19 protein-coding genes are annotated in these 18584 nt (G+C 63.3%); 11 read left to right on the top strand and 8 right to left on the bottom strand.

The features are described 5' to 3' along the window. Positions 1 to 2: 2 nt before the first annotated feature. The 4 genes from DW352_RS01915 to DW352_RS01900 all read left to right on the top strand — a co-directional run bounded on the left by DW352_RS01915 (position 3) and on the right by DW352_RS01900 (position 4886). Positions 3 to 1472, top strand: coding sequence for an amidohydrolase family protein (locus DW352_RS01915; protein ID WP_115688007.1), 1470 nt, complete (start codon positions 3 to 5; stop codon positions 1470 to 1472). After that, complete coding sequence (locus DW352_RS01910) at positions 1469 to 2821, top strand: dihydroorotase (protein ID WP_115688005.1); 1353 nt, start codon at positions 1469 to 1471, stop codon at positions 2819 to 2821. Before DW352_RS01915 ends, DW352_RS01910 begins: the two co-directional genes overlap by 4 nt. Before the next feature lie 88 nt (positions 2822 to 2909). Then, positions 2910 to 3923, top strand: a complete 1014-nt coding sequence (locus tag DW352_RS01905) for an ABC transporter substrate-binding protein (protein ID WP_115688003.1) — start codon at positions 2910 to 2912, stop codon at positions 3921 to 3923. Positions 3924 to 4232: 309 nt separating this feature from the next. After that, positions 4233 to 4886, top strand: coding sequence for a phosphoribosyltransferase (locus DW352_RS01900; protein ID WP_115688001.1), 654 nt, complete (start codon positions 4233 to 4235; stop codon positions 4884 to 4886). Positions 4887 to 4898: 12 nt separating this feature from the next. On the opposite strand, the gene polX is transcribed toward DW352_RS01900, so the two are convergent. Continuing rightward, on the bottom strand, positions 4899 to 6605 hold the full coding sequence (polX, locus tag DW352_RS01895) for a DNA polymerase/3'-5' exonuclease PolX (RefSeq protein WP_115687999.1): 1707 nt from the start codon (positions 6603 to 6605) through the stop codon (positions 4899 to 4901). A gap of 160 nt (positions 6606 to 6765) precedes the next feature. On the opposite strand from polX, the gene DW352_RS01890 reads away from it, so the two are divergent. Together DW352_RS01890 and ppk2 are read left to right on the top strand one after the other, a co-directional pair. Beyond that, positions 6766 to 7158, top strand: a complete 393-nt coding sequence (locus DW352_RS01890; protein ID WP_245434289.1) for an SET domain-containing protein — start codon at positions 6766 to 6768, stop codon at positions 7156 to 7158. Positions 7159 to 7254: 96 nt separating this feature from the next. After that, positions 7255 to 8187 (top strand): polyphosphate kinase 2, encoded by a 933-nt coding sequence (gene ppk2, locus DW352_RS01885; RefSeq protein WP_115687997.1) that lies wholly within the window; start codon positions 7255 to 7257, stop codon positions 8185 to 8187. Between the two features lie 69 nt (positions 8188 to 8256). Here ppk2 and DW352_RS01880 read toward each other — a convergent pair whose 3' ends face one another. The 3 genes from DW352_RS01880 to DW352_RS01870 form a co-directional block, all read right to left on the bottom strand. Further along, positions 8257 to 8742: a DUF992 domain-containing protein gene (locus DW352_RS01880; protein WP_115687995.1), complete on the bottom strand. Its 486-nt coding sequence runs from the start codon at positions 8740 to 8742 to the stop codon at positions 8257 to 8259. 138 nt (positions 8743 to 8880) lie between these two features. After that, positions 8881 to 9210: a hypothetical protein gene (locus DW352_RS26605; protein WP_162826716.1), complete on the bottom strand. Its 330-nt coding sequence runs from the start codon at positions 9208 to 9210 to the stop codon at positions 8881 to 8883. Positions 9211 to 9324: 114 nt separating this feature from the next. After that, the gene (locus tag DW352_RS01870) at positions 9325 to 10392 is read right to left on the bottom strand and encodes an HWE histidine kinase domain-containing protein (RefSeq protein WP_115687991.1); all 1068 of its coding nucleotides are present in this window, start codon (positions 10390 to 10392) and stop codon (positions 9325 to 9327) included. Between the two features lie 355 nt (positions 10393 to 10747). Here DW352_RS01870 and DW352_RS01865 point away from each other — a divergent pair, with 355 nt between their 5' ends. Next, complete coding sequence (locus DW352_RS01865) at positions 10748 to 11098, top strand: hypothetical protein (RefSeq protein WP_115687989.1); 351 nt, start codon at positions 10748 to 10750, stop codon at positions 11096 to 11098. 4 nt (positions 11099 to 11102) lie between these two features. Continuing rightward, on the top strand, positions 11103 to 11450 hold the full coding sequence (locus DW352_RS01860; RefSeq protein WP_115687987.1) for a hypothetical protein: 348 nt from the start codon (positions 11103 to 11105) through the stop codon (positions 11448 to 11450). Between the two features lie 40 nt (positions 11451 to 11490). On the opposite strand, the gene DW352_RS01855 is transcribed toward DW352_RS01860, so the two are convergent. Then, a complete protein-coding gene (locus DW352_RS01855) occupies positions 11491 to 12294 on the bottom strand; it encodes a response regulator (protein ID WP_115687985.1) in 804 nt (267 codons plus the stop codon). A 196-nt stretch (positions 12295 to 12490) separates the two neighbouring features. Between DW352_RS01855 and DW352_RS01850 the strand changes: the two genes are divergently transcribed. Then, a complete protein-coding gene (locus DW352_RS01850) occupies positions 12491 to 12715 on the top strand; it encodes a NepR family anti-sigma factor (protein WP_425374630.1) in 225 nt (74 codons plus the stop codon). 5 nt (positions 12716 to 12720) lie between these two features. Beyond that, positions 12721 to 13263 (top strand): sigma-70 family RNA polymerase sigma factor, encoded by a 543-nt coding sequence (locus tag DW352_RS01845; protein ID WP_425374647.1) that lies wholly within the window; start codon positions 12721 to 12723, stop codon positions 13261 to 13263. 259 nt (positions 13264 to 13522) lie between these two features. Here DW352_RS01845 and mdoH read toward each other — a convergent pair whose 3' ends face one another. The 3 genes from mdoH to DW352_RS01830 form a co-directional block, all read right to left on the bottom strand. Beyond that, on the bottom strand, positions 13523 to 15682 hold the full coding sequence (gene mdoH, locus DW352_RS01840; RefSeq protein ID WP_115687983.1) for a glucans biosynthesis glucosyltransferase MdoH: 2160 nt from the start codon (positions 15680 to 15682) through the stop codon (positions 13523 to 13525). Continuing rightward, a complete protein-coding gene (locus DW352_RS01835) occupies positions 15670 to 17175 on the bottom strand; it encodes an OpgD/OpgG family glucan biosynthesis protein (protein ID WP_342634889.1) in 1506 nt (501 codons plus the stop codon). The genes mdoH and DW352_RS01835 overlap by 13 nt, the downstream gene beginning before the upstream one ends. A gap of 178 nt (positions 17176 to 17353) precedes the next feature. Further along, positions 17354 to 17530, bottom strand: coding sequence for a DUF1328 domain-containing protein (locus DW352_RS01830; RefSeq protein WP_115687979.1), 177 nt, complete (start codon positions 17528 to 17530; stop codon positions 17354 to 17356). 204 nt (positions 17531 to 17734) lie between these two features. Here DW352_RS01830 and ku point away from each other — a divergent pair, with 204 nt between their 5' ends. Beyond that, positions 17735 to 18583, top strand: a complete 849-nt coding sequence (gene ku, locus DW352_RS01825) for a non-homologous end joining protein Ku (protein WP_115687977.1) — start codon at positions 17735 to 17737, stop codon at positions 18581 to 18583. The last annotated feature ends 1 nt before the right edge of the window (position 18584 follow it).

The following is an 18584-nucleotide window of genomic DNA, read 5'->3' as shown; positions in this document are numbered from 1 at the left end:
CCATGACTGGCCGCATCGCGCTTCGCCACATCACCCGGCTTTATCCGGGGCCAGCGCAGGAGGCCTCCATCGGCGACGCCGTGCTGCTCATTGCCGGCAGCCACATCGTCCATATCGGCCGCGAAGGCGACGGCCTGCCGTCGGATTGGTCGGCCGATGCGTCGCCCCTTGAGGAGATCGACTGCAGCGGCTGCGTCGTCACCCCAGGCCTTATCAACACGCACCACCACTTCTTCCAGCATCTGACCCGCGCCGTGCCGGCGGCAATGTCGGCGCCGCCACTCGAATGGCTGTTCGTCAGTTATCCTTTGTGGGCCGAGCTCGACCCGGCAATGCTCTATGCCGCCGCGCGCGCCGCATCGGCCGAGCTGCTGCTGTGCGGCTGCACGACCGCGGCCGATTGCGCCTACCTGTTGCCGCAAGACGACGGCGAGCTGGCCGCCGCTTTGGTCCAAGGCGTTGCCGAGACCGGCATCCGCTTTCATTTCCACCGCGGCTGCATGCCGACCTTGGAAGGCGATCTCGAAGAGCGCCTTGCCAAAGTGATGGGCACGCGCGTCGCGACGCTCATGGACCACGACGAAGCGGTGCTGAGCCGTCGCCTTGAGGATGTGATCGGCCGCTATCATGATGACGATCCGCTCTCGATGCGCCGCGTCGCGCTCGGCCCGACCGGCGTCACCTACACGCGGCCGGCGCTGATGACACGGCTCGCCGATATGGCGCAGGCCTGCGGCTGCGGCTTGCACACGCATTTTCACCCGCGCCCCGACGAGGACGCGAAAGCCGCGCCCGACGCACCGATCCGCTTTCTCGAGCGTAGCGGCTGGCTACGGCCCGGCACATGGCTCGCCCACGGCACACGGCTGCAGCCATCGGACATCGCAACCTTGGTCCGCACCGGTACCGGCGTCGCGCATTGCCCGCGCACCATTGTGCGGCTCGGCTTCGGCGTCGCGCCGATCGGCTCGTTCCGCAAAGCCGGTCTCAAGCTCGGCATCGGCGTCGACGGCGCCGCCAGCAACGACCAGGGCAATCTGCTCAGCGACCTGCGACTGGCCGCCCTGCTCCACCGCGTCGCCGAACCGCCCGAGCTCTGGCTGACGCCGGAAGCTGCGCTCGAGATGGCCACTGCCGGCGGGGCCGCAGCCCTCGACCGGCCGGAGATCGGCCGCCTTAAGCCAGGCCTCGCTGCCGACGTTTCCGCCTTCCGTGTCGATGGCCTCGATTGCGCCGGCGCCGTGGCCGATCCGCTCGGCGCGCTCTTGTTCGCCGGCACCGAGAACCGCGCCTGGCTGACCATCGTCAACGGCAAGGTCCGCGTCATGGCCCGGCAGCTGGTCGACCTCGACGAAACGCGTGTAGCGGCCGATCTCAATGCCGCGGCGGCGCGCATGCTGGCGCAGGCCGGGCACGCGACCGGCATCGATTTCATGCGCAAGACATCCGTCCAGGAATTGGTGTCACAATGACCGAACACGATCTCGTCGTTCGCAACGGCACGCTCGTCATTCCCGGCATTGGCCGCGTCGCCGCCGACGTCGGCATCCTCGGCGATCGTATCGTAACGCTCGGCACGAGCCTGTCAGGCAAGGAAGTCTATGACGCGACCGGCAAGGTCGTGCTGCCCGGTATCTTCGATCCACACGTCCATATCGGCAACGAGCTGTCGTTCGAGGAGGAAGCCGAGAGCGAGACGCGCGCGGCCATCCTCGGCGGCGTCACCACCATCGGCATCTTCATCCGCAGCCTGGAGGATTCCTATTTCCAGCATCTGCCGGCCTTCCGCGCGGCAATGGACGAGCGCGCCTACGTCGACTCGATCTTCCATCCGCAGATATTCACCGACCAGCAGATCGATGAGATGCCGGCCTATACGCGGGACTACGGCATCCGTTCGTACAAATTCTACATGTCCGGCATGCCGGGCATCGTCAAATCGGTGGGCGACGATGTTTTGCTGCGCGGCTTCCGGCAGGTGGCTTCCATCGGCGCGGACGTGATCGCTTGCGTCCACTGCGAGACCGGCGCGCTCGTCGCGCGCGCGCGCGAGGAACTGCAGAAGAACAGGCCGCAGGGTACCCTCGCCGACTGGGAGGACGCGCATCCCGCTGACGCCGAGGCGCTGGCGATCCGCACTGCCGCCTATCTCGCCAAGATCGCCGGCGTGCATCTCTACGTGGTTCACGTCTCGAGCAAACAAGGTATTGCAGCCGTCAAGCTGGCTCGCGCCGACGGCACCGCATTGACCGCGGAAACGATCACGCCGTTCCTCGGCATCTCCAGCGACGACGCGAACGGCTTCCTCGCCAAGATGGTGCCGCCGGTGCGAACGCCTGAGCATCGCGCCGCGCTGTGGGCGGCCGTGCGCGACGGCACGCTCGATACCGTCGGCACTGACAACACCTCACGCCGCCGCGCCTCGAAGAATCCGCAAGGCGGCCTGCATGGCGCGCGCCCCGGCCATCCCTCGCTCGGCACGCATCTGCCGGTGCTGCTGCATCATGGACGCTTGCACGATATTCCGCTGGAGAGGCTCGTCGACATGGCGACACGCAAGCCGGCGCAAACCTACGGCCTCTACCCGCGCAAAGGCACCATCGCGCCGGGTTCGGACGCCGATCTCGTCATCGTCGATCTCGACCTGGAAAAGGTCGTCGAGCCGTCGGCACTGCGCGGCATGTCGGACTTTTCACCCTTCGAAGGCAGGCTGCTGCGCGGCTGGCCTGTTGCCACCATCAAAGGAGGACGCATCGTCGCACGCGATGGCGACATCGTCGCGCCGCCGTCGGGCCGCTATCTGACACGCACGGCACCCTGACACGCCGCAAACGGCACGCCGTTTGCATGCAAGTTAAGTCGATTGAGCGCTGATACGGCGCTCGCGTCTTACGCAGGGAGCGCGTTCCATGAAATCCTTTAAACATATTCTCGGCGCGATGGTCGCGCTTTCCATCGGCACGGTTGCGCATGCGCAAACACCGGTAAAGTTTTCGCTCGACTGGAAATACGAAGGCACGCAGGCGCCGTTCCTGCTGGCGCTCGACAAGGGCTATTTCAAAGCCGAAGGGCTCGACGTCACGGTCGACACGTCGGGCGGCTCGGTCGAGCCGATCAACCGCATCGCCTCCGGCACCTACGACATGGCCTTCGCGGACATCAATTCGATGATCAAATTCCGCGATCAGAATCCGCAGATCGCGCTGAAGGCTGTGTACATGGTCTACAACAGCCCGCCCTTCGCCATCGTCGGCCGCAAGAGCAAGGGCATCAGCGATCCGAAGAGCCTCGAAGGCAAGAAGCTCGGCGCGCCAGCGCCCGACGGCGCTTACGCGCAATGGCCGATCTTCGTCGCCGCCAACAAGATCGACGCATCGAAGGTCACCATCATGAACATCGGCTTTCCGGTGCGCGAACCCATGCTCGTCGCCGGCGACGTCGACGCCATCACCGGGTTTTCGTTTTCGAGCTACATCAACGTCAAATACAGCGGCATCCCGCAGGACGACATCGTGACGCTCTTGATGTCGAACTATGGCCTCAAGCTCTACGGCAACGCCGTCATGGTGAACCCGAAGTTCGCCGCCGAGAAGCCCGAGGCGGTGAAGGCCTTCCTGCGTGCGTTCAACAAGGCGCTCAAGGACACGGCCAAGGATCCGGCCGAGGCGATCGCGTCGGTGCTCAAGCGTAACGAAGTCGCCAAGAAGGACGTCGAACTCGACCGGTTGCAGATCGCGTTGCGCGACAACATCATCACGCCGGAAGTGAAGACCAACGGCCTCGGCGGCGTTGACATGGACCGCATGAGCGCAGCCATCGATCAGATCGCGGTGACCTACAAATTCAAGGGTGACAAGCCTAAGCCGGCCGACGTGTTCGACGCCTCGTTCCTGCCGACACCGGCCGAGCGCAAGGTGCAATAGCCACGACGCGATTTTCCAGCGTCATGCATTCAAGGCGAGCGGGGCATGCCTCGCTCGCCTTTGACTTTGGTGGAACCCATAGTAAACGCGGCTCCGTTCGGCTATTCTTTGTTCATCTGCTCCGCTCACGCGGTGTCCTGCGTCGAGCGTTGAATGACGCAGCCAACGCGGCCGTCCCGCGCTTCATCGCGGTTGACCTAAGTCAAGGCCGCGGCCAGGCGCGCGCTCATTACTCCGTCATGCACCCGTGTATCCGTCGCGCATGGCACTTTGCCTACCAGCCGCTATATTCGGTCGGCGGAGGCGGTCATGCCCTTTAGCGACCGTGCCGACGCCGGCCGAAGGCTCGCCAAGGCGTTGGCAAACTATAAAGCCGAGCAGCCGGTCATCCTGGCGCTGCCGCGCGGCGGCGTGCCCGTCGCGGCGGAAATCGCAACTGCGCTCGAAGCGCCGCTCGATCTCGTGCTGGTGCGCAAGATCGGCGTTCCCTTCCAATCCGAACTCGCGATGGGTGCGGTGGTCGACGGCAAAATGCCTATCGTCGTCCGCAATGACGACGTGATCGCCTCGTGCGGCGTCAGCGAACAGGATTTCAGTGCTGCGCGCGACGCGCAACTCGTCGAGATCGAACGTCGTCGCAAGCTCTATCTTGGTGAGCGTGAACACCCGGAGTTGAAGGAACGCACGGTCATCGTCGTGGATGACGGCATGGCCACCGGCGCCACGGCGCGTGCAGCGCTGCGCGCGCTGCGTCTGCATCACCCGCGCAAGCTGGTGCTGGCCGTTCCCGTCGCACCGACGGAAAGTCTCGTGTCACTCAAGGGCGCCGCAGACGCGATCGTTTGCCTGGAGGAGTATGAGGACTTCGGCGCAATCGGTCTATTCTATGCCGACTTCCATCAGGTTTCCGACGACGAAGTCATCAGGCTTTTGGCGCAGCATCCGCCCACAAACCGGCCCTGATACAGCAACGCGTCAGCGTTTCAGCATCCTGCGTAGTTGCGGCAATGTGCGCGTGTTGACGACATCGTCCGCTGTCAGCCAGCCACGGCGCGCCTGATCGATTCCATAGCGCATATACTGAAAGGCATTCACCGCGTGAGCGTCGGTGGAGATCGCGATTTTTACGCCTTTGCTCTTGGCCATGTGCGCGTGCAGGTCGTTCAGGTCGAGGCGGTCCGGCTCGGCATTGATCTCGAGGCAGCAGTTGAGATCGCGTGCGGCCGACGTAATCTGGTCCATATCGATGTCGTAGGGCTCGCGCGTGCCGATCAGCCGGCCCGTTGGATGCCCGATGATATGAACGTGCGGATTTCCCATGGCGCGAACGATACGCGCGGTCTGCGCTTCGCGCGGCAAATCGAAATAAGTGTGCACCGACGCGACAACAACATCCAACTGCGCCAGCGTCGTATCAGGCAGGTCGAGATCACCGTCCTTGAGAATGTCGACTTCGATGCCCGTGAGAACGGTGAAGCCCTTGAGCTTGTCGTTGAGTTTGTCGATCTCGCGGCCCTGGCGCACGACCTTCGCCGGATCGAGGCCGTGCGACATCGCCTGCCGGCGCGAATGGTCGGTGAGGGCCATATAAGCATAGCCCCGCGCCCGCGCGGCCGCGACCATTTCGGCGATTGACGCCGTGCCGTCGGTCCAGTTCGAATGGACGTGCAGATCGCCGCGAATGTCGCCCACCTCAATCAGCCGCGGCAGCGGTCCCTTCGCCGCGAGCGCCACCTCGCCGCGATCCTCCCGCATCTCGGGCGGGACGTAAGATAGACCGAGCCTTTGGTAGACCTCCTCCTCGGTCGCACCGGCGACGCGCCGCGTACCGGAAATAAGCCCGTACTCGTTCAGCTTCCATTTGCGCTTGGTGGCACGGCCGCGCAGCGCGATGTTGTGTGCCTTGGAGCCGGTAAAATAGAGAAGCGCCGCGCCATAACTCTCTTCCGGGATGGCGCGCACATCGACCTGGATGCCCGAGCGTAGCACGACTGTCGTGCGCGTCGGCCCATGTGCCAGCACCTCCGTCACATTGTCGTAGCCGACGAGCTTGTCGCCGACCGCGGCGCCCTGCTTCGCGGTCACCAGGATATCCAGATCGCCGACTGTATCGCGCCGGCGCCGATAACTGCCCGCAACTACCACCTTGCCGGTATCGCGCAGGTAGGCAACCAACGCCTCCGCCTCGGCTTCCGCCACCGACAAACGAAACCGCTGCACGGCCGCCGGCTTCTCCAACGCCGCGACAAGCTTCTTCTCCGTCAGGGGACCGAAGCCGTGCAGGCCGTGCAATTTGCCGGACTTGAGCGCGCGCTTGAGGTCGTCGAGCGTGCGCACCTTCGCCTTGTCGTAAAGGAGCTTCAGGCGCTTGGGACCGAGGCCGGGCAGACCGGCCATGGCGCCAAGATCGCCGGGCAACTTCTTCTTGAGCTGCTCGAGCAGACCAAACCTGCCCTTCGCGACAATGTCCGCGATCTTGCTGGCAAGATCCTTGCCGATCCCCGGCAGTTCGGCGAGGTCCTCCTCGGCGGCCAGCATGACGCTGACGCTCCGCGGCAGCCCTTCGACGGTACGCGCCGCCTTGCGATAAGCGCGCACGCGAAACTGGTTCTCGCCCTTGATCTCCAGGAGATCGGCGCACTGGTCGAACATGGCCGCGATTTCAGCGTTCTGCACCGGCATCGAACGGGGCGCCTCCGGACGCTGGCGTCACCCATAGCGCGCCAAAAGCGGCTGCCCTTGATCCAGATCATCAGCCGGACGGCGGCTATTCACAGCCTGGGACGCTCCGCGCGTTGAGAATCGGCCCCGCCGCGATTAGCACTGTGCCTAGGCTGGCGCCTTGCACGTTCTCACCATGCTGATGGTCAAAACCTATCTCGACAGAAGCCCGATCCACGGGCTCGGCGTCTTCGCGGCCGAGTTCATTCCCAAAGGCACCAAGATCTGGCGCTACGTCGAGGGCTACGACCGCTGCTACACGCCCAAGCAGTTCGCAAAGCTGCCCAAGCAAGCGCGCGAGTACCTGAAGGACTATGCCTATCGGGTCGACGGGGAGATCATATTCACCGTCGACAACGACCACTATATCAACCACTCCGACAAGCCGAACACCTACCTGCACAACGGGTACGCGATCGCCGCCCGCAATATCCGCAAGGGCCAGGAAATCACCAACGATTACCGCGAGTTCGATCCCGAGTTGTGCGCGGCCTTCCTCAAAACGAAGAAGTAGAACTCCGCAGCGCGCCGGCTGGCTTGGCCCCTGTCAATCTGCTGTCATCGTCTCCGGGGTATCGGGAACTGTCACCTTCTCTACCGGAGCCGCAGCATGACCGCGCCGAACGGAAACGGAAAAACGACGTCGAAAGACACGTCTTGGATCGACGCCGAGCTCGCCGACAGCTTCGACGAGGAGCTCGAGATGGAGATCGACGACGGCCGCATGCCGGAAGAGCTGCGAAAGCTCAAGGACGTGACACACGAGTCGACGCTCGAGCGGCAGACCTATTTCCACGAGCTGTTCCGTCTGCAGGCCGAACTGGTCAAACTGCAGGACTGGGTACAGCACACCAAGCAGAAGGTCGTCGTGCTGTTCGAAGGCCGCGATGCGGCCGGCAAAGGCGGTGTCATCAAGCGCATCACCCAGCGGCTCAACCCGCGCATCTGCCGTGTCGTCGCGCTGCCCGCCCCGACCGAGCGCGAGAAGTCGCAATGGTATTTCCAACGCTACGTGTCGCATCTTCCGGCCGGCGGCGAGATCGTTCTGTTTGATCGCTCCTGGTACAACCGTGCCGGCGTCGAGCGCGTCATGGGTTTCGCCACGCCCGATCAGGTTGAAGAGTTCTTCCATGACGTGCCGGAGTTCGAACGCATGCTGGCGCGCTCGGGCATCAAGCTGGTGAAGTACTGGTTCTCGATCACCGATCAGGAGCAGCAGTACCGCTTCCTCGTGCGTATCCACGATCCGATCAAGCAGTGGAAGCTCAGCCCGATGGATTTGCAGTCGCGGGCGCGCTGGGAGCAGTACACCAAGGTCAAGGAAGAGATGTTCGAGCGCACGAACATCGCCGAAGCGCCTTGGTTCATCGTCGAAGGTAACGACAAGAAGCGCGCGCGGCTCAACTGCATCCATCACCTGTTGCAGCAGTTCCCGTACACTGAAGTGCCGCACGAGCCGATCACATTGCCCGAGCGTGTGTTCAATCCAAACTATGAGCGCAAGGTGCTCCCGACCAATCTCTACGTGCCTGAGATCTACTGAGCGCGGCGCGCGTCGAAAAAAAGCGGCCGCCTGAAAAGGCGGCCGCTCGCATTTTAGACGAATTGACGCTTAGCGGGCCGGACGCAGGTCGAGGCTGGCAACGCCGACCGCGAGGTTCAGACCGGCTTGGCCCTGCACCGACACCGGCTGCAGCGCAACGGTACGGTTCGAACCGCCGACGAGAACGTTCGCGCCGAGACCCGCACCGACGGTGGCTTCGCCGGAGGCGCCGCTATAGGTGCCCGCTAGCGCGCCGAAACGGCGGCTCGACGGCGCATACACCGCCCAGACCATCTCGCCGCCCGCGGTAGCGCCGACGTCGAGACCGAATTTACTGATCGAGCCGACGTAGACTTCACGCGGGCCTTCGGCCGACGGCGTGAACATACAGGTCAGTTCTTTTTTGGAGGTGATGATCAGGCCGATGCCCGCCGATATATCGCACGTCAAAGTGCCCGCTTTGGTCCGCTCGGCTTGCGCCATCGTGGGGGTCGTCGGAAGGGCGGCCGCCGCGGCGACCGCCAACATAGCAAGAGCGCTCACAGGCCTCAGCATGTCGAACTCCTTTTCATCGTTTCGGATAAAGCGTCGGATCGAGTGTCTAGGGATGCTTCAGATAGTGCCGCTGGAACAACGCCACTGCGCCGCGCCGGTTCCGCTCGCGCAGATGAGATGACCGATTAAGATCTGCCCTTAAGAGAGACAGCGACCGGGGAGATTGGCTTGCGCCGAACTCGAGAGCGGGCTGAACACAGGATCGCAGCCTTCAAGAATTTTCGCCGGCTTCACCTGCGGCTGTTCTTTGCTCACCGTCGTCGTGGCCGGCTGCTTCTTGGCAACGACGGTCACCGGTATGTCGAGCCGATCGGCTTTGTGCGTGCGATTGACTTGTTGCACCGACATGCCGCGTTCGACAACGGGTCGCGCACCAACCGATAGATCGTACCAAGATGCGGGAACGACCAATCCTCCGACGGCCACGACGAAAAGACTAGCCAGCGAATACGAGACAATCCTGCGCATCGACGTACTCCATCGACAATGCCCGCCACGGCGCGGCCGTGGGTATCCATGCAACAGTCAACGGAAAAACGGATTTGCGTGATGTTAGTTCGATCACGTTCTCGCGCGCGAACGTCACCGCGCCGTGAGCAACTGGCCTGGGGGTATTACGATGTGGCAGCGCAGACCGTCCACGTCGAAATCCATAATCACTTCAGCATCTAAAGCCCGGGCCAGGTTTCGCTCGATGACCATGCTACCGAAGCCTCGCTTGCGACGCGGCTTCACTTTGGGACCGAGCTGTTCATGCCAGTCGAGCGTGACCCCGCCGTGGCCATCCAGCCGGTCCCAGCGGATGGTGATGCGGCCCGTCGGCGTCGTAAGGGCACCGAACTTCGCGGCATTTACCGCCAGCTCGTGCAGCGCTAGCCCGAGATTTTGCGCGGCTTCCGGCTTCAGCGCGACATTCGGCCCCTCGATCTCGACTTGGCCGTCCTCTGTGTCGACGTAAGCGGCAAGTTGTGAGCGGACCAGCTCGTTCAGCGACGCGCCATACCAGCTCTCGCGCACGAGCAGATCATGCGAGGCGGCAAGCGCCTGCAGCCGCGCGCCAAACTGATCGAGAAACGCCTCGATCGAGCCGGCATGCCGTGCGGTCTGACGGGCCATGGCCTGGATCACCGCCAATAAATTCTTCGAGCGGTGCGTCAGCTCACGCAACAGCAGGCGCAAATGCGCTTCGCCTTCCTTGCGCTCGGTGACATCCACCGCGGCGCAGGTAAGCCCCATGATCTCGCCCTGCTCGTTGTGCAGAGGCTCGATATGCAAGTCGCACCAACGAGCGCCCGGCTCGTCTTCGACGATGACTTCGACGCGCCTCGGCTGTCCGGTTGTCAGCGCCTCGCGCTTGGCCGCGGTAATAATTGCGCGGCTGTCCGGCGGAAGAATTTCGTCGTCGGTCCGGCCGAGGATATCGTCAACCGGCCGACCGAGCATCGTGTTGCTGATCGAAGTGTATCGCAGGTCCCGATCCTGCGTGTAGACGGTCACTTGCGAGCCGCGCAACGCCGCCTCGTAACGAGCAAAGCGCGCGCGCAGCAAATTCAATTCCTGGGATTGCGCATCGAGCTGGTTGTGGAGGCGCTCGTTTTCCTGCCTCAGTCTGGCAAGTTCGTCGTCGCTAGCAGGCATATCGCGCATCATTACAGTCCCACCAGCGCGTCAGGGGCTCGCACTCCATGCCGCACCCCCGACTCTTGAATCCCTTTTCCGGTATGAACACGCTCACCGGTCAACCTGTCAACGAATGGGACGATGCATTCCGGCCCCGCGCACCAGCCTTCCCGGACACGATTCCGATGGCTAGAGAACGGCTTAACGCAGGCCCGGCGAGTTTGTTGCATCAAGGGTGCGCCGCTATCCGGTCACAAAACGGTGCACGGCGAATAGATCGCCTCGGCGCCTGCAGCCCGGCGCCCCTTGGGGCATGCCGGAACCTTTTGACCAAGCCTCACGTTTGGAAAACCGAAGATCCATCCATCAACGATCGAGGTATGAAATGTCCATGCGCGGTGCAGCAAAATCCGTGGCCGCCGATGAAGTCGCGGCGATCGAAGATCTCATGGCCGATTTGGAAAAGCGCCTGCGCCGCCTGTCTTCAGGCGCGCAGAAGGAAGCGTCGGGGGCGTCCAGTGATGTCGGCGATTTTGTCAGTGACACACTCGACCGCATCATGCAGCGCGTGCGCGCGAGCACCTCGGGCATTACCGAATCCGTCGCCGACGAGGCGACGCGGCTCGGTGGCGACGCGCTAAAGAAGATCAGTGACGAGGTCGAACACCGTCCGCTCATGATGCTCGGTATCGCAGCAGGCATCGGGTTCTTGGCCGGCCTCGCCAACCGCCGTTAGCCCTATGCGGGTCGACCAGATCGCCGCAACGGCCGTGAGTCACGTCCTCGGGCGTCTCGTCCGGCGCGCGGTGGCCGCGGCGATCATGGGCGTCTTTGTGCTGGTCGCGGTGTATCAAATCACCGTGGCCGGCACGATCGCGCTTGAGATACAGCAGGGAGCCGTGAACGCTCACCTGATCGTTGCCGGCGTATATTTAGCCTTAGCTTTGGCGGCCTTCGCAGTCTTTTGGATGATGCGGGCCAAGCCCGCCGCGGACGGCGTGCCGGCCCTCGGCCAGCCGCGGGAGATGCAGCTCGTCATGCTCGTCGAGGCGGTGATGCTCGGCTACGCCCTGGCGCGCAAAAAATAACCGGGCGCGCCGGCGCCCGGTTATCGGAATTTCACCCCAGTCAGCTTGCCTTACGCTCGCGCCGCCGCGCATTGCGCTCGAAGAACAGCGCCTGGCTGAGCACGGCCGACACGGTGGCCGGCTGGAACGGCTTGGCGATGAGGAACGCTGGCTCCGGCCGTTCGCCGGTCAAGAAGCGCTCCGGATAGGCGGTGATGAAGATCACCGGCACCTCGAACGTCTTGAGCATCTCGTTCACGGCATCGAGGCCGGACGAGCCGTCCGCGAGCTGAATGTCAGCAAGGATGATGCCCGGACGTTTGTTCTTGGCCAGCGCCACCGCCTCGCTATGCGTGCGGGCGACGCCGAGCACTTTGTGACCGAGGCTTTCCACCAAGCCCTCGAGATCGAGCGCGATAAACGTCTCGTCTTCGATGATGAGCACGTCGGTGGCGATTTCAGCGGCGAGCTCGCGGCCGGATTCCTCCACCAAATCACGCAGCGTCGGCACGTCGACGTCCAGCACCTTGGCGGCGTCGTCTTCCGACAGCCCCTCGAGAGCGATCAACAGGAAGGCCTGGCGCGGCTTCGGTGGGATTTGGGCCAGATGGCGCTCGACCGGCTGGTCGATATTGCCGCCAGGCCCCTTGCCGCCATTCAGACCGACCGAATTCCAGATTTTTGTGAAGAGTTTATAGAGCGCGATCCGGGTGGAAGCGCCCGATTCCAGCACTTTCGGGTCCTCGATCACCGCTTCGAGGGTGGCCGCCACATAGGCATCGCCAGAGGCCTGGCTGCCTGACAGGGCCCGGGCATAACGGCGCAGATACGGCAAGTGCTGTGCAACTGCTTGAGATGTCGACAAAAATCCCTCCCGAACGAATGCGGGTCCAAACCTGTGAACCCCGAGCCCCATGGAATTGCCCAGTAGATGTCCCCGCCAACGTGCGGGCCAGAAAAAAGTTCCGCCTTTCGGGGAACCATATGGCACGTCATGGGTTCTGACTGAACACAAGGGGGTGCCTGTGCCGTATCTCCGGCAAGGCGACTGGGGTCGAACGATGAACGACGAGCGCAAGCCCGTGGGACAGCAAAAACCGATGGAAGCCGCGGCGACCCGAAAGAAAGTCAACGCCAAGCCAGCCAAGCTCGGGCGAGACGTGCAGGCCCGTCTAGGGCAGCAACTGCGCGCCATGTACGACGAGGTGGTGGGTCAGGGCGTACCTGATCGGTTCACGGATCTCCTGAACCGCATCGACGGGAATAAACCAAAGGAAGGGCAATGATCCCTATGGACGAGTCGGTCCGTAAAGCCGTTCTCAGCGCCATACCAAGCCTTCGCGCGTTCGCGATTTCGCTATGCGGAAACGTTGATCGTGCCGACGACTTGGTCCAGGAGACGCTTCTCCGCGCGCTCGCGAACATCGACTCGTTCCAGCCCGGCACCAATATGTCCGCCTGGCTGTTCACGATCTTGCGTAACCATTTCCGGTCCGAGTACCGGAAGCGGCGTCGCGAGGTGGAGGATGGCGACGGGCACTATGCCGAGACGCTGAAATCGCAGCCGGAACAGTACGGCCAAGTCGAATTCAAGGAATTCAAGGACGCGCTCAACCAATTGCCGCAAGATCAGCGCGAGGCGCTGATCTTGGTGGGGGCCTCGGGCTTCTCCTACGAGGAGGCAGCCAACATCTGCGGATGCGCGGTTGGCACCATCAAATCGCGCGTCAATCGCGCCCGTACCCGTCTAGCGGAGCTCATGCACGTCAATAGTGCCGAAGACTTCGGGCCGGATGAGACCGTACGGGCGGTGCTGGCCGGCGGCGGCGAGTAACCGCGCCAGTCCCCGACTTCACTCTGTCGGAATTTGCTGGGTAATCACTTCGCGGCACTCGCGGCACTCGAAGCTGCGAAGCTCCGGATGAACGGAGACGCGTGGGACCACCCGCTTCAGCTGCATCGGGGCGCCGCAGCGCGGGCAAGGCGGTTCGTGGGATGAATCGGCCATCCGTCCCGGCTACCGGGCGGCTTTCCGTCCAGCAACTCAGGGATTCTGCGTAGGTCTGCCCCGGCCGGGCGATCTCGCATGCATTTCAGGCCTCCACCTTCCCTCCCGGCGATTTGTGGAGCACCCGGGCCAGCGCGTCCGCATTAGCCAGCACGGCAAAGACTTCTTTCTGGTCGAGGAGGCCAATGACCTCATCCAGGTCATCGGCATCCTCGATCTTGGCCCGGGCGACCGCGAGCTGGACGTCGACGTCACCTTTGCGCCGCCTGGGCGGGGAGCCGAGCATCGCGAAGTGGACCGCGCGCAAGGACGCGTCGCGTGCCAGCAGCGTGAGCGGATCGCCATTGCCGACGGCCGGCCCCTCGCTGGCCAGGGCATTGGCGCGGACGAGGACCGCTGGTGCGCTGCGCTCCTCCGGCGTCAACAAAAGACCGAGCCGGCGCAGACCGCGGCCTATACGCGCCCCGGACGTCATCGCCGCCACTGGAATGGCAAGGATCAAACCGGCGACGACCGGCGACATCCATAGCAGCAATGGCGTCGACACGGCGTAAGCACCCGCCGCCAAGAGCAGCCCCAGCACAGTCGGAAACGCGTACTGTCGCATCAATTCGGCGGTCGTCAGCGAGCCGTCGTCGCGGCGTTGCGCGGACCAGCCGGAATCGCGCCCCATAAAGATCTCAGTGACGGCGCGCACCTGCATCAGCATCATCACGGGCGCAATCAACGCCGAGATGACGATCTCGGCAATCACGCTCAAGGCGCCGCGGATCACACCGCCAATGCCACGCCGCCCCGGCCCACGCGGCAGCATTGCGAGATAGCCAAGCGCTTTCGGCAGCACCAGCATCGCCATGGTCCCGGCGAACACGTAGGCCGCCCGGATCGGATCCTGTGCGGGCCACTGCGGAAAGAGGCTGGCTCCCGCCGGGAAGTACTCGGGCCGGATGAATTGGGCCTGCAAAGAGATCAAGATGCCGATCAGGAGGAAGAGCAGCCACAGCGGCGCGGTGATATAGGAGCCGATGCCGACGAGCAGATGCAGGCGCGAGACCCAGTTCAACCCGCGCGCCGGCAACACTTTCAAATGTTGCAAGTTGCCCTGGCACCAACGGCGATCGCGCATGGCGTAATCGGTGAGCGTCGGCGGGCATTCTTCGAAGGAGCCGCCGAGCTGCGGCGCCATGTGGATGCCCCACCCAGCCCGCCGCATGAGCGCCGCCTCGACGAAATCGTGGCTGAGGATGTGGCCGCCGAACGGCTTGCCACCTTTGAGCAACGGCAAGCCGGCTTGGCTCGCGAAGGCCGCGACGCGGATGATGGCGTTGTGACCCCAGTAGTTGCTCTCGGCGCCATGCCACCAGGCAATGCCGCGGGCGATCAAGGGACCATAGACACGCCCCGCGAATTGCTGAACCCGTGCGAACAGCGTGTTGCCGTTGAGCAGGACCGGCAGCGTCTGGATCAATCCGACCCGCGGATGCTGCTCGAGGCCGGCGGCAAGACGCACGATGGTGTCGCCATCCATCAGGCTGTCTGCATCGAGCACCAACATATGATCGTAAGCGCCGCCGAACCGCGTCACCCACTCCGATATGTTGCCGGCCTTGCGCGCGGTGTTCTTGGAGCGATGCCGGTAATAGACCCGTTCGCCGCCGAAGGCTTCGCGCAGTTTGAGGTAGGCCGCTTCTTCGGCGACCCAGATCGCCGGATCGGTCGTGTCGCTCAGAATGAAACAGTCGAAATGGGCGATGCGGCCGGTGTCGCGCACGGATTCGTAGATCGCCTGCATGCGCGCCATCACGCGATGCGGGTCCTCGTTATACGTCGGCAACAAGAGCGCGGTTCGCGTCGACAGCACCGGTAACGGCGCGCGCGGATCGATGCCGAGAGGCCGGTCGCCGCCGACCAAACTCAAGCCGAAGCCCACCAACATGCTGACGAAGGAGAGCGCTATCCAAGCGAACAACAACACGAACAGCACGAGGATCGCCGCTTCGAGCGGCGTCAGGCCGCCGACCTGCAGCACCTCGTACATCTCGTAGGCCGCGCCGCAAGTGAGCGCGATGGCGCCGCCGAACACAAACAGACGACGCAACACCACACCACGTGGCGCGGTATCAGGTCGTGGCGGTCGATCGCGCTGCTCCCAGAGCGACTGCTCCGGCATTTCAAGCGGACATTCTGGCGGCAACGGCGCGAAACCGCTCTCAAACGCCGTGGGCCTTTGTCTCAAGGCGTCCATCGATAGAGCCACACTTCGGATACCGGCTTGTCCTGTTGCATCACTTGCGCGCGCATTTCGACAACCGGCTCCTTCTTCGCATCGAGCTCGAAGCTGACGCGCATGCCGCCGGTCTGCGAATTAGGCTGCAGAACGAGATTCTTGATCTCACCTTTGTCCGAGGAGACCGTCGCCTTGGGATCGCTCCCCAGCATCCCGCCCACCAATTCGAGCACGAAGCGGCGCGTGCCATCCGGTCCAGCGCCGGTGCGCGTCTGGACGAATTGCGCAAGATTCTGCGGATTGGGATGACCCGCCCCCCAATGCAGACGATAGGTGTAGATGTACTCGCCCTTCGCCTTGAGGGGCTCCTTCGGGCGCCAGAAGGCGACGATGTTGTCGTGAATCTCTTCCTTGGTCGGTATTTCGACGAGGTTGACGGCCCCCTCTCCCCAATCGCCGATCGGCTCGACCCACAGGCTCGGGCGCTTCTCGAAGTGCGATTCCAGATCGTCATAGGCAAAGAAATCGCGCTCGCGCTGCATCAGCCCGAATCCACGCGGATTGACGTCGCCGAAATAGCTCACTTGCAGGTCGCGCGGATTGGTCAGCGGCCGCCAAAGCTCCTCGCCGCGTCCGTTACGCACCGCCAGTCCGTCCGAATCGTGAACTGCCGGACGGAAATCGTCGATCCCGTCGCGGTCGTTGGCGCCGAAGAAGAACATGCTCGTCGCCGAGCCAATGCCGACCTCGCCGATATCGTTGCGCGGATAGAGGGCCATCTCCGTGTCGTAGATGGTCGTCTCGCCGGGCCGGATGGTGAACCGATAGGCTGCGGCGGCGCTGACGCTGTCGAGCAGCGCATGCACGACAATGGAGCCGGTATGCTGCGCCGGCTTTTCGATCCAGTAGGTCTTGAAGGCGGGAAATTCCTCGCCCTTGGGATCCGCGGTGCGGATCGACAGGCCGCGTGCCGACAGCCCGTAAACAAGTCCCTTAGACACCGCGCGGAAGTAACTCGCGCCCAGAAAGGCGCCGACTTCATCGTAATAGTCCGGCCGGTTCATGGGCGCATGCAGCCTGAAGCCGGCAAAGCCCATGTTGCTGCCTTCCGGTGGCGGCTTGATGTCGCCGTAGTCGAATAGACTCGGTGAAAAGACGATCGGCCGCGCGCGGCCCCCGCTCACCTCGAAGATGTCGACACGATCCTTGAAGATAAAGCCGCGATGGAAAAACTGCACCTGAAACGGCAGCTTCTCGTCGCGCCACAAAGCGCGGTCCGGCCGGAATCGGATGCTGCGGTAGGCGTCGTAGCTCAGATCCGTGAAGCCTGCCGGGAGCGAGGTGTCAGGTTTCTTATACGGGTTCCGCGCGAGCTCCTGCGCCATGCGTCGCACTGCTTGTGCATCGAATGGCTGATCTTGCGTCGTCGGCTGGTCCGCCGCTGCCGCGCGCCATCCGGCGCCTGCTGACAATACGGCTACCGAGCCGGCGATGAATCGTCGGCGATCCAAAATCGACCTCCCAAGCAAAAATCGATCGACGCGGCCGGCCCGACGCGATCGCAACATCAAGTCTCAGCCGCCGGGGCGGTTCCATCGGCACGCGGACGCAGCGCGAAGCAGGCCCTTGCCAGCAAGCAAACGGCCCCGCGCAACCGCGCGAGGCCATCACGAAGAGCCGCGCAGCGGTCTACAGCACAGACCGCCGACCACGTACGACGCCAAAGATCGCCGAGATGAGGAACAAGACGATCGCAACGAAGAAAATGATCTTCGCGGCTTCCACGGCGACGCCAGCCACGCCGCCGAAGCCAAGCACGGCGGCAATCAGCGCCACGATCAGAAACGTCACGGCCCAACCCAACATCGCCCACTCCTTTTCCTTTTGAATACCGGTATGAATACCGATCCAAACCCATGTGGATCAGCAACGCCGGTTTGGGATCAAAGTTCCCGATCTTCGGAAAACCCCGGCATTTCAGGGCTTTGCCCTAGATCAAAGTCCAGGCAGACGGGAACCGGTTCCATGGCCTAGAGTTTTCCCGTTACCGACGACGATTGGAGCTGCCTCATGGCGCCGCGGCCGACTTGGAAGGGCTTTCTCAAACTGTCACTGGTGTCCTGCTCCGTCGCCCTCTATCCGGCGACCAGCACCACAGAGCGTGTCCATTTCCACATCTTCAATCGCAAGACCGGCAATCGCATCCGCAACGACGTGGTGGATGTCGAAACCGACGAAGCCGTCCCAGCCGAAAATCGGGTGAAGGGCTACGAGTTCGCCAAGGGCGAATATCTGCTCATGGAGGACGACGAACTCGACAACGTCGCCTTGGAAAGCACGCACAGCATCGACATCGCCGAGTTCGTGCCGGTCGAGGAGATCGACCGCATCTATCTCGATGAATCGTTCTACCTCGTGCCGGAAGGCGATGTCGCGCAGGAAGCCTTCGCGGTCATCCGCGAAGCCATGCGCAAGGAGAATCTCGCCGCGCTGGCCAAGCTCGTGGTGTATCGGCGCGAGCGCCTGCTGCTGCTGCAGCCGCGCGGCAAGGGACTGCTCGCGACCGCCCTGCGCTACAACACCGAAGTGCGCGACGAGAAGGACTATTTCGACGCCATCCCGAACGTCAAAGTGCCGGCGGACATGCTCAAGCTCGCCACCCACATTCTCGAGAGCAAGCAAGGCCGTTTCGATCCTGGCCGGTTCGAGGACCGCTACGAACAGGCCCTGCACGAGCTCATCGATGCCAAGCGCGCCGGCAAGAAGCCGCCTGTCGTAGCGGCGCCGACGCCGACCAATGTCATCAACCTGATGGACGCCCTCCGCCGCAGCGCAGGCGGAAAATCACCAAAAACCCGGCAGCGCCAGCAGACCAAGGCCAAGCGCCCGGCGCGCAAGAAAGCCAGGAAGGCGAGCTGAC

This window comes from Pseudolabrys taiwanensis (assembly GCF_003367395.1).
GTDB classification, from domain to species: domain Bacteria; phylum Pseudomonadota; class Alphaproteobacteria; order Rhizobiales; family Xanthobacteraceae; genus Pseudolabrys; species Pseudolabrys taiwanensis.
Note: the sequence above shows the minus strand (reverse complement) of the source record. Positions and strands in the feature narration are given on the sequence as shown.

Excerpts from the sequence above, each read along its gene's own strand:
- DW352_RS01860 (WP_115687987.1), top strand. The coding sequence starts at position 11,103 with ATGCGGGTCGACCAGATCGCCGCAACGGCCGTGAGTCACGTCCTCGGG.
- DW352_RS01830 (WP_115687979.1), bottom strand. The coding sequence starts at position 17,530 with ATGTTGGGTTGGGCCGTGACGTTTCTGATCGTGGCGCTGATTGCCGCC.
- ppk2 (WP_115687997.1), top strand. The coding sequence starts at position 7,255 with ATGACCGCGCCGAACGGAAACGGAAAAACGACGTCGAAAGACACGTCT.
- ku (WP_115687977.1), top strand. The coding sequence starts at position 17,735 with ATGGCGCCGCGGCCGACTTGGAAGGGCTTTCTCAAACTGTCACTGGTG.
- DW352_RS01850 (WP_425374630.1), top strand. The coding sequence starts at position 12,491 with ATGAACGACGAGCGCAAGCCCGTGGGACAGCAAAAACCGATGGAAGCC.
- DW352_RS01905 (WP_115688003.1), top strand. The coding sequence starts at position 2,910 with ATGAAATCCTTTAAACATATTCTCGGCGCGATGGTCGCGCTTTCCATC.
- DW352_RS01870 (WP_115687991.1), bottom strand. The coding sequence starts at position 10,392 with ATGATGCGCGATATGCCTGCTAGCGACGACGAACTTGCCAGACTGAGG.
- polX (WP_115687999.1), bottom strand. The coding sequence starts at position 6,605 with ATGCCGGTGCAGAACGCTGAAATCGCGGCCATGTTCGACCAGTGCGCC.
- DW352_RS01915 (WP_115688007.1), top strand. The coding sequence starts at position 3 with ATGACTGGCCGCATCGCGCTTCGCCACATCACCCGGCTTTATCCGGGG.
- DW352_RS01845 (WP_425374647.1), top strand. The coding sequence starts at position 12,721 with ATGGACGAGTCGGTCCGTAAAGCCGTTCTCAGCGCCATACCAAGCCTT.
- DW352_RS01865 (WP_115687989.1), top strand. The coding sequence starts at position 10,748 with ATGTCCATGCGCGGTGCAGCAAAATCCGTGGCCGCCGATGAAGTCGCG.
- DW352_RS01900 (WP_115688001.1), top strand. The coding sequence starts at position 4,233 with ATGCCCTTTAGCGACCGTGCCGACGCCGGCCGAAGGCTCGCCAAGGCG.
- mdoH (WP_115687983.1), bottom strand. The coding sequence starts at position 15,682 with ATGGACGCCTTGAGACAAAGGCCCACGGCGTTTGAGAGCGGTTTCGCG.
- DW352_RS01880 (WP_115687995.1), bottom strand. The coding sequence starts at position 8,742 with ATGCTGAGGCCTGTGAGCGCTCTTGCTATGTTGGCGGTCGCCGCGGCG.
- DW352_RS01910 (WP_115688005.1), top strand. The coding sequence starts at position 1,469 with ATGACCGAACACGATCTCGTCGTTCGCAACGGCACGCTCGTCATTCCC.
- DW352_RS26605 (WP_162826716.1), bottom strand. The coding sequence starts at position 9,210 with ATGCGCAGGATTGTCTCGTATTCGCTGGCTAGTCTTTTCGTCGTGGCC.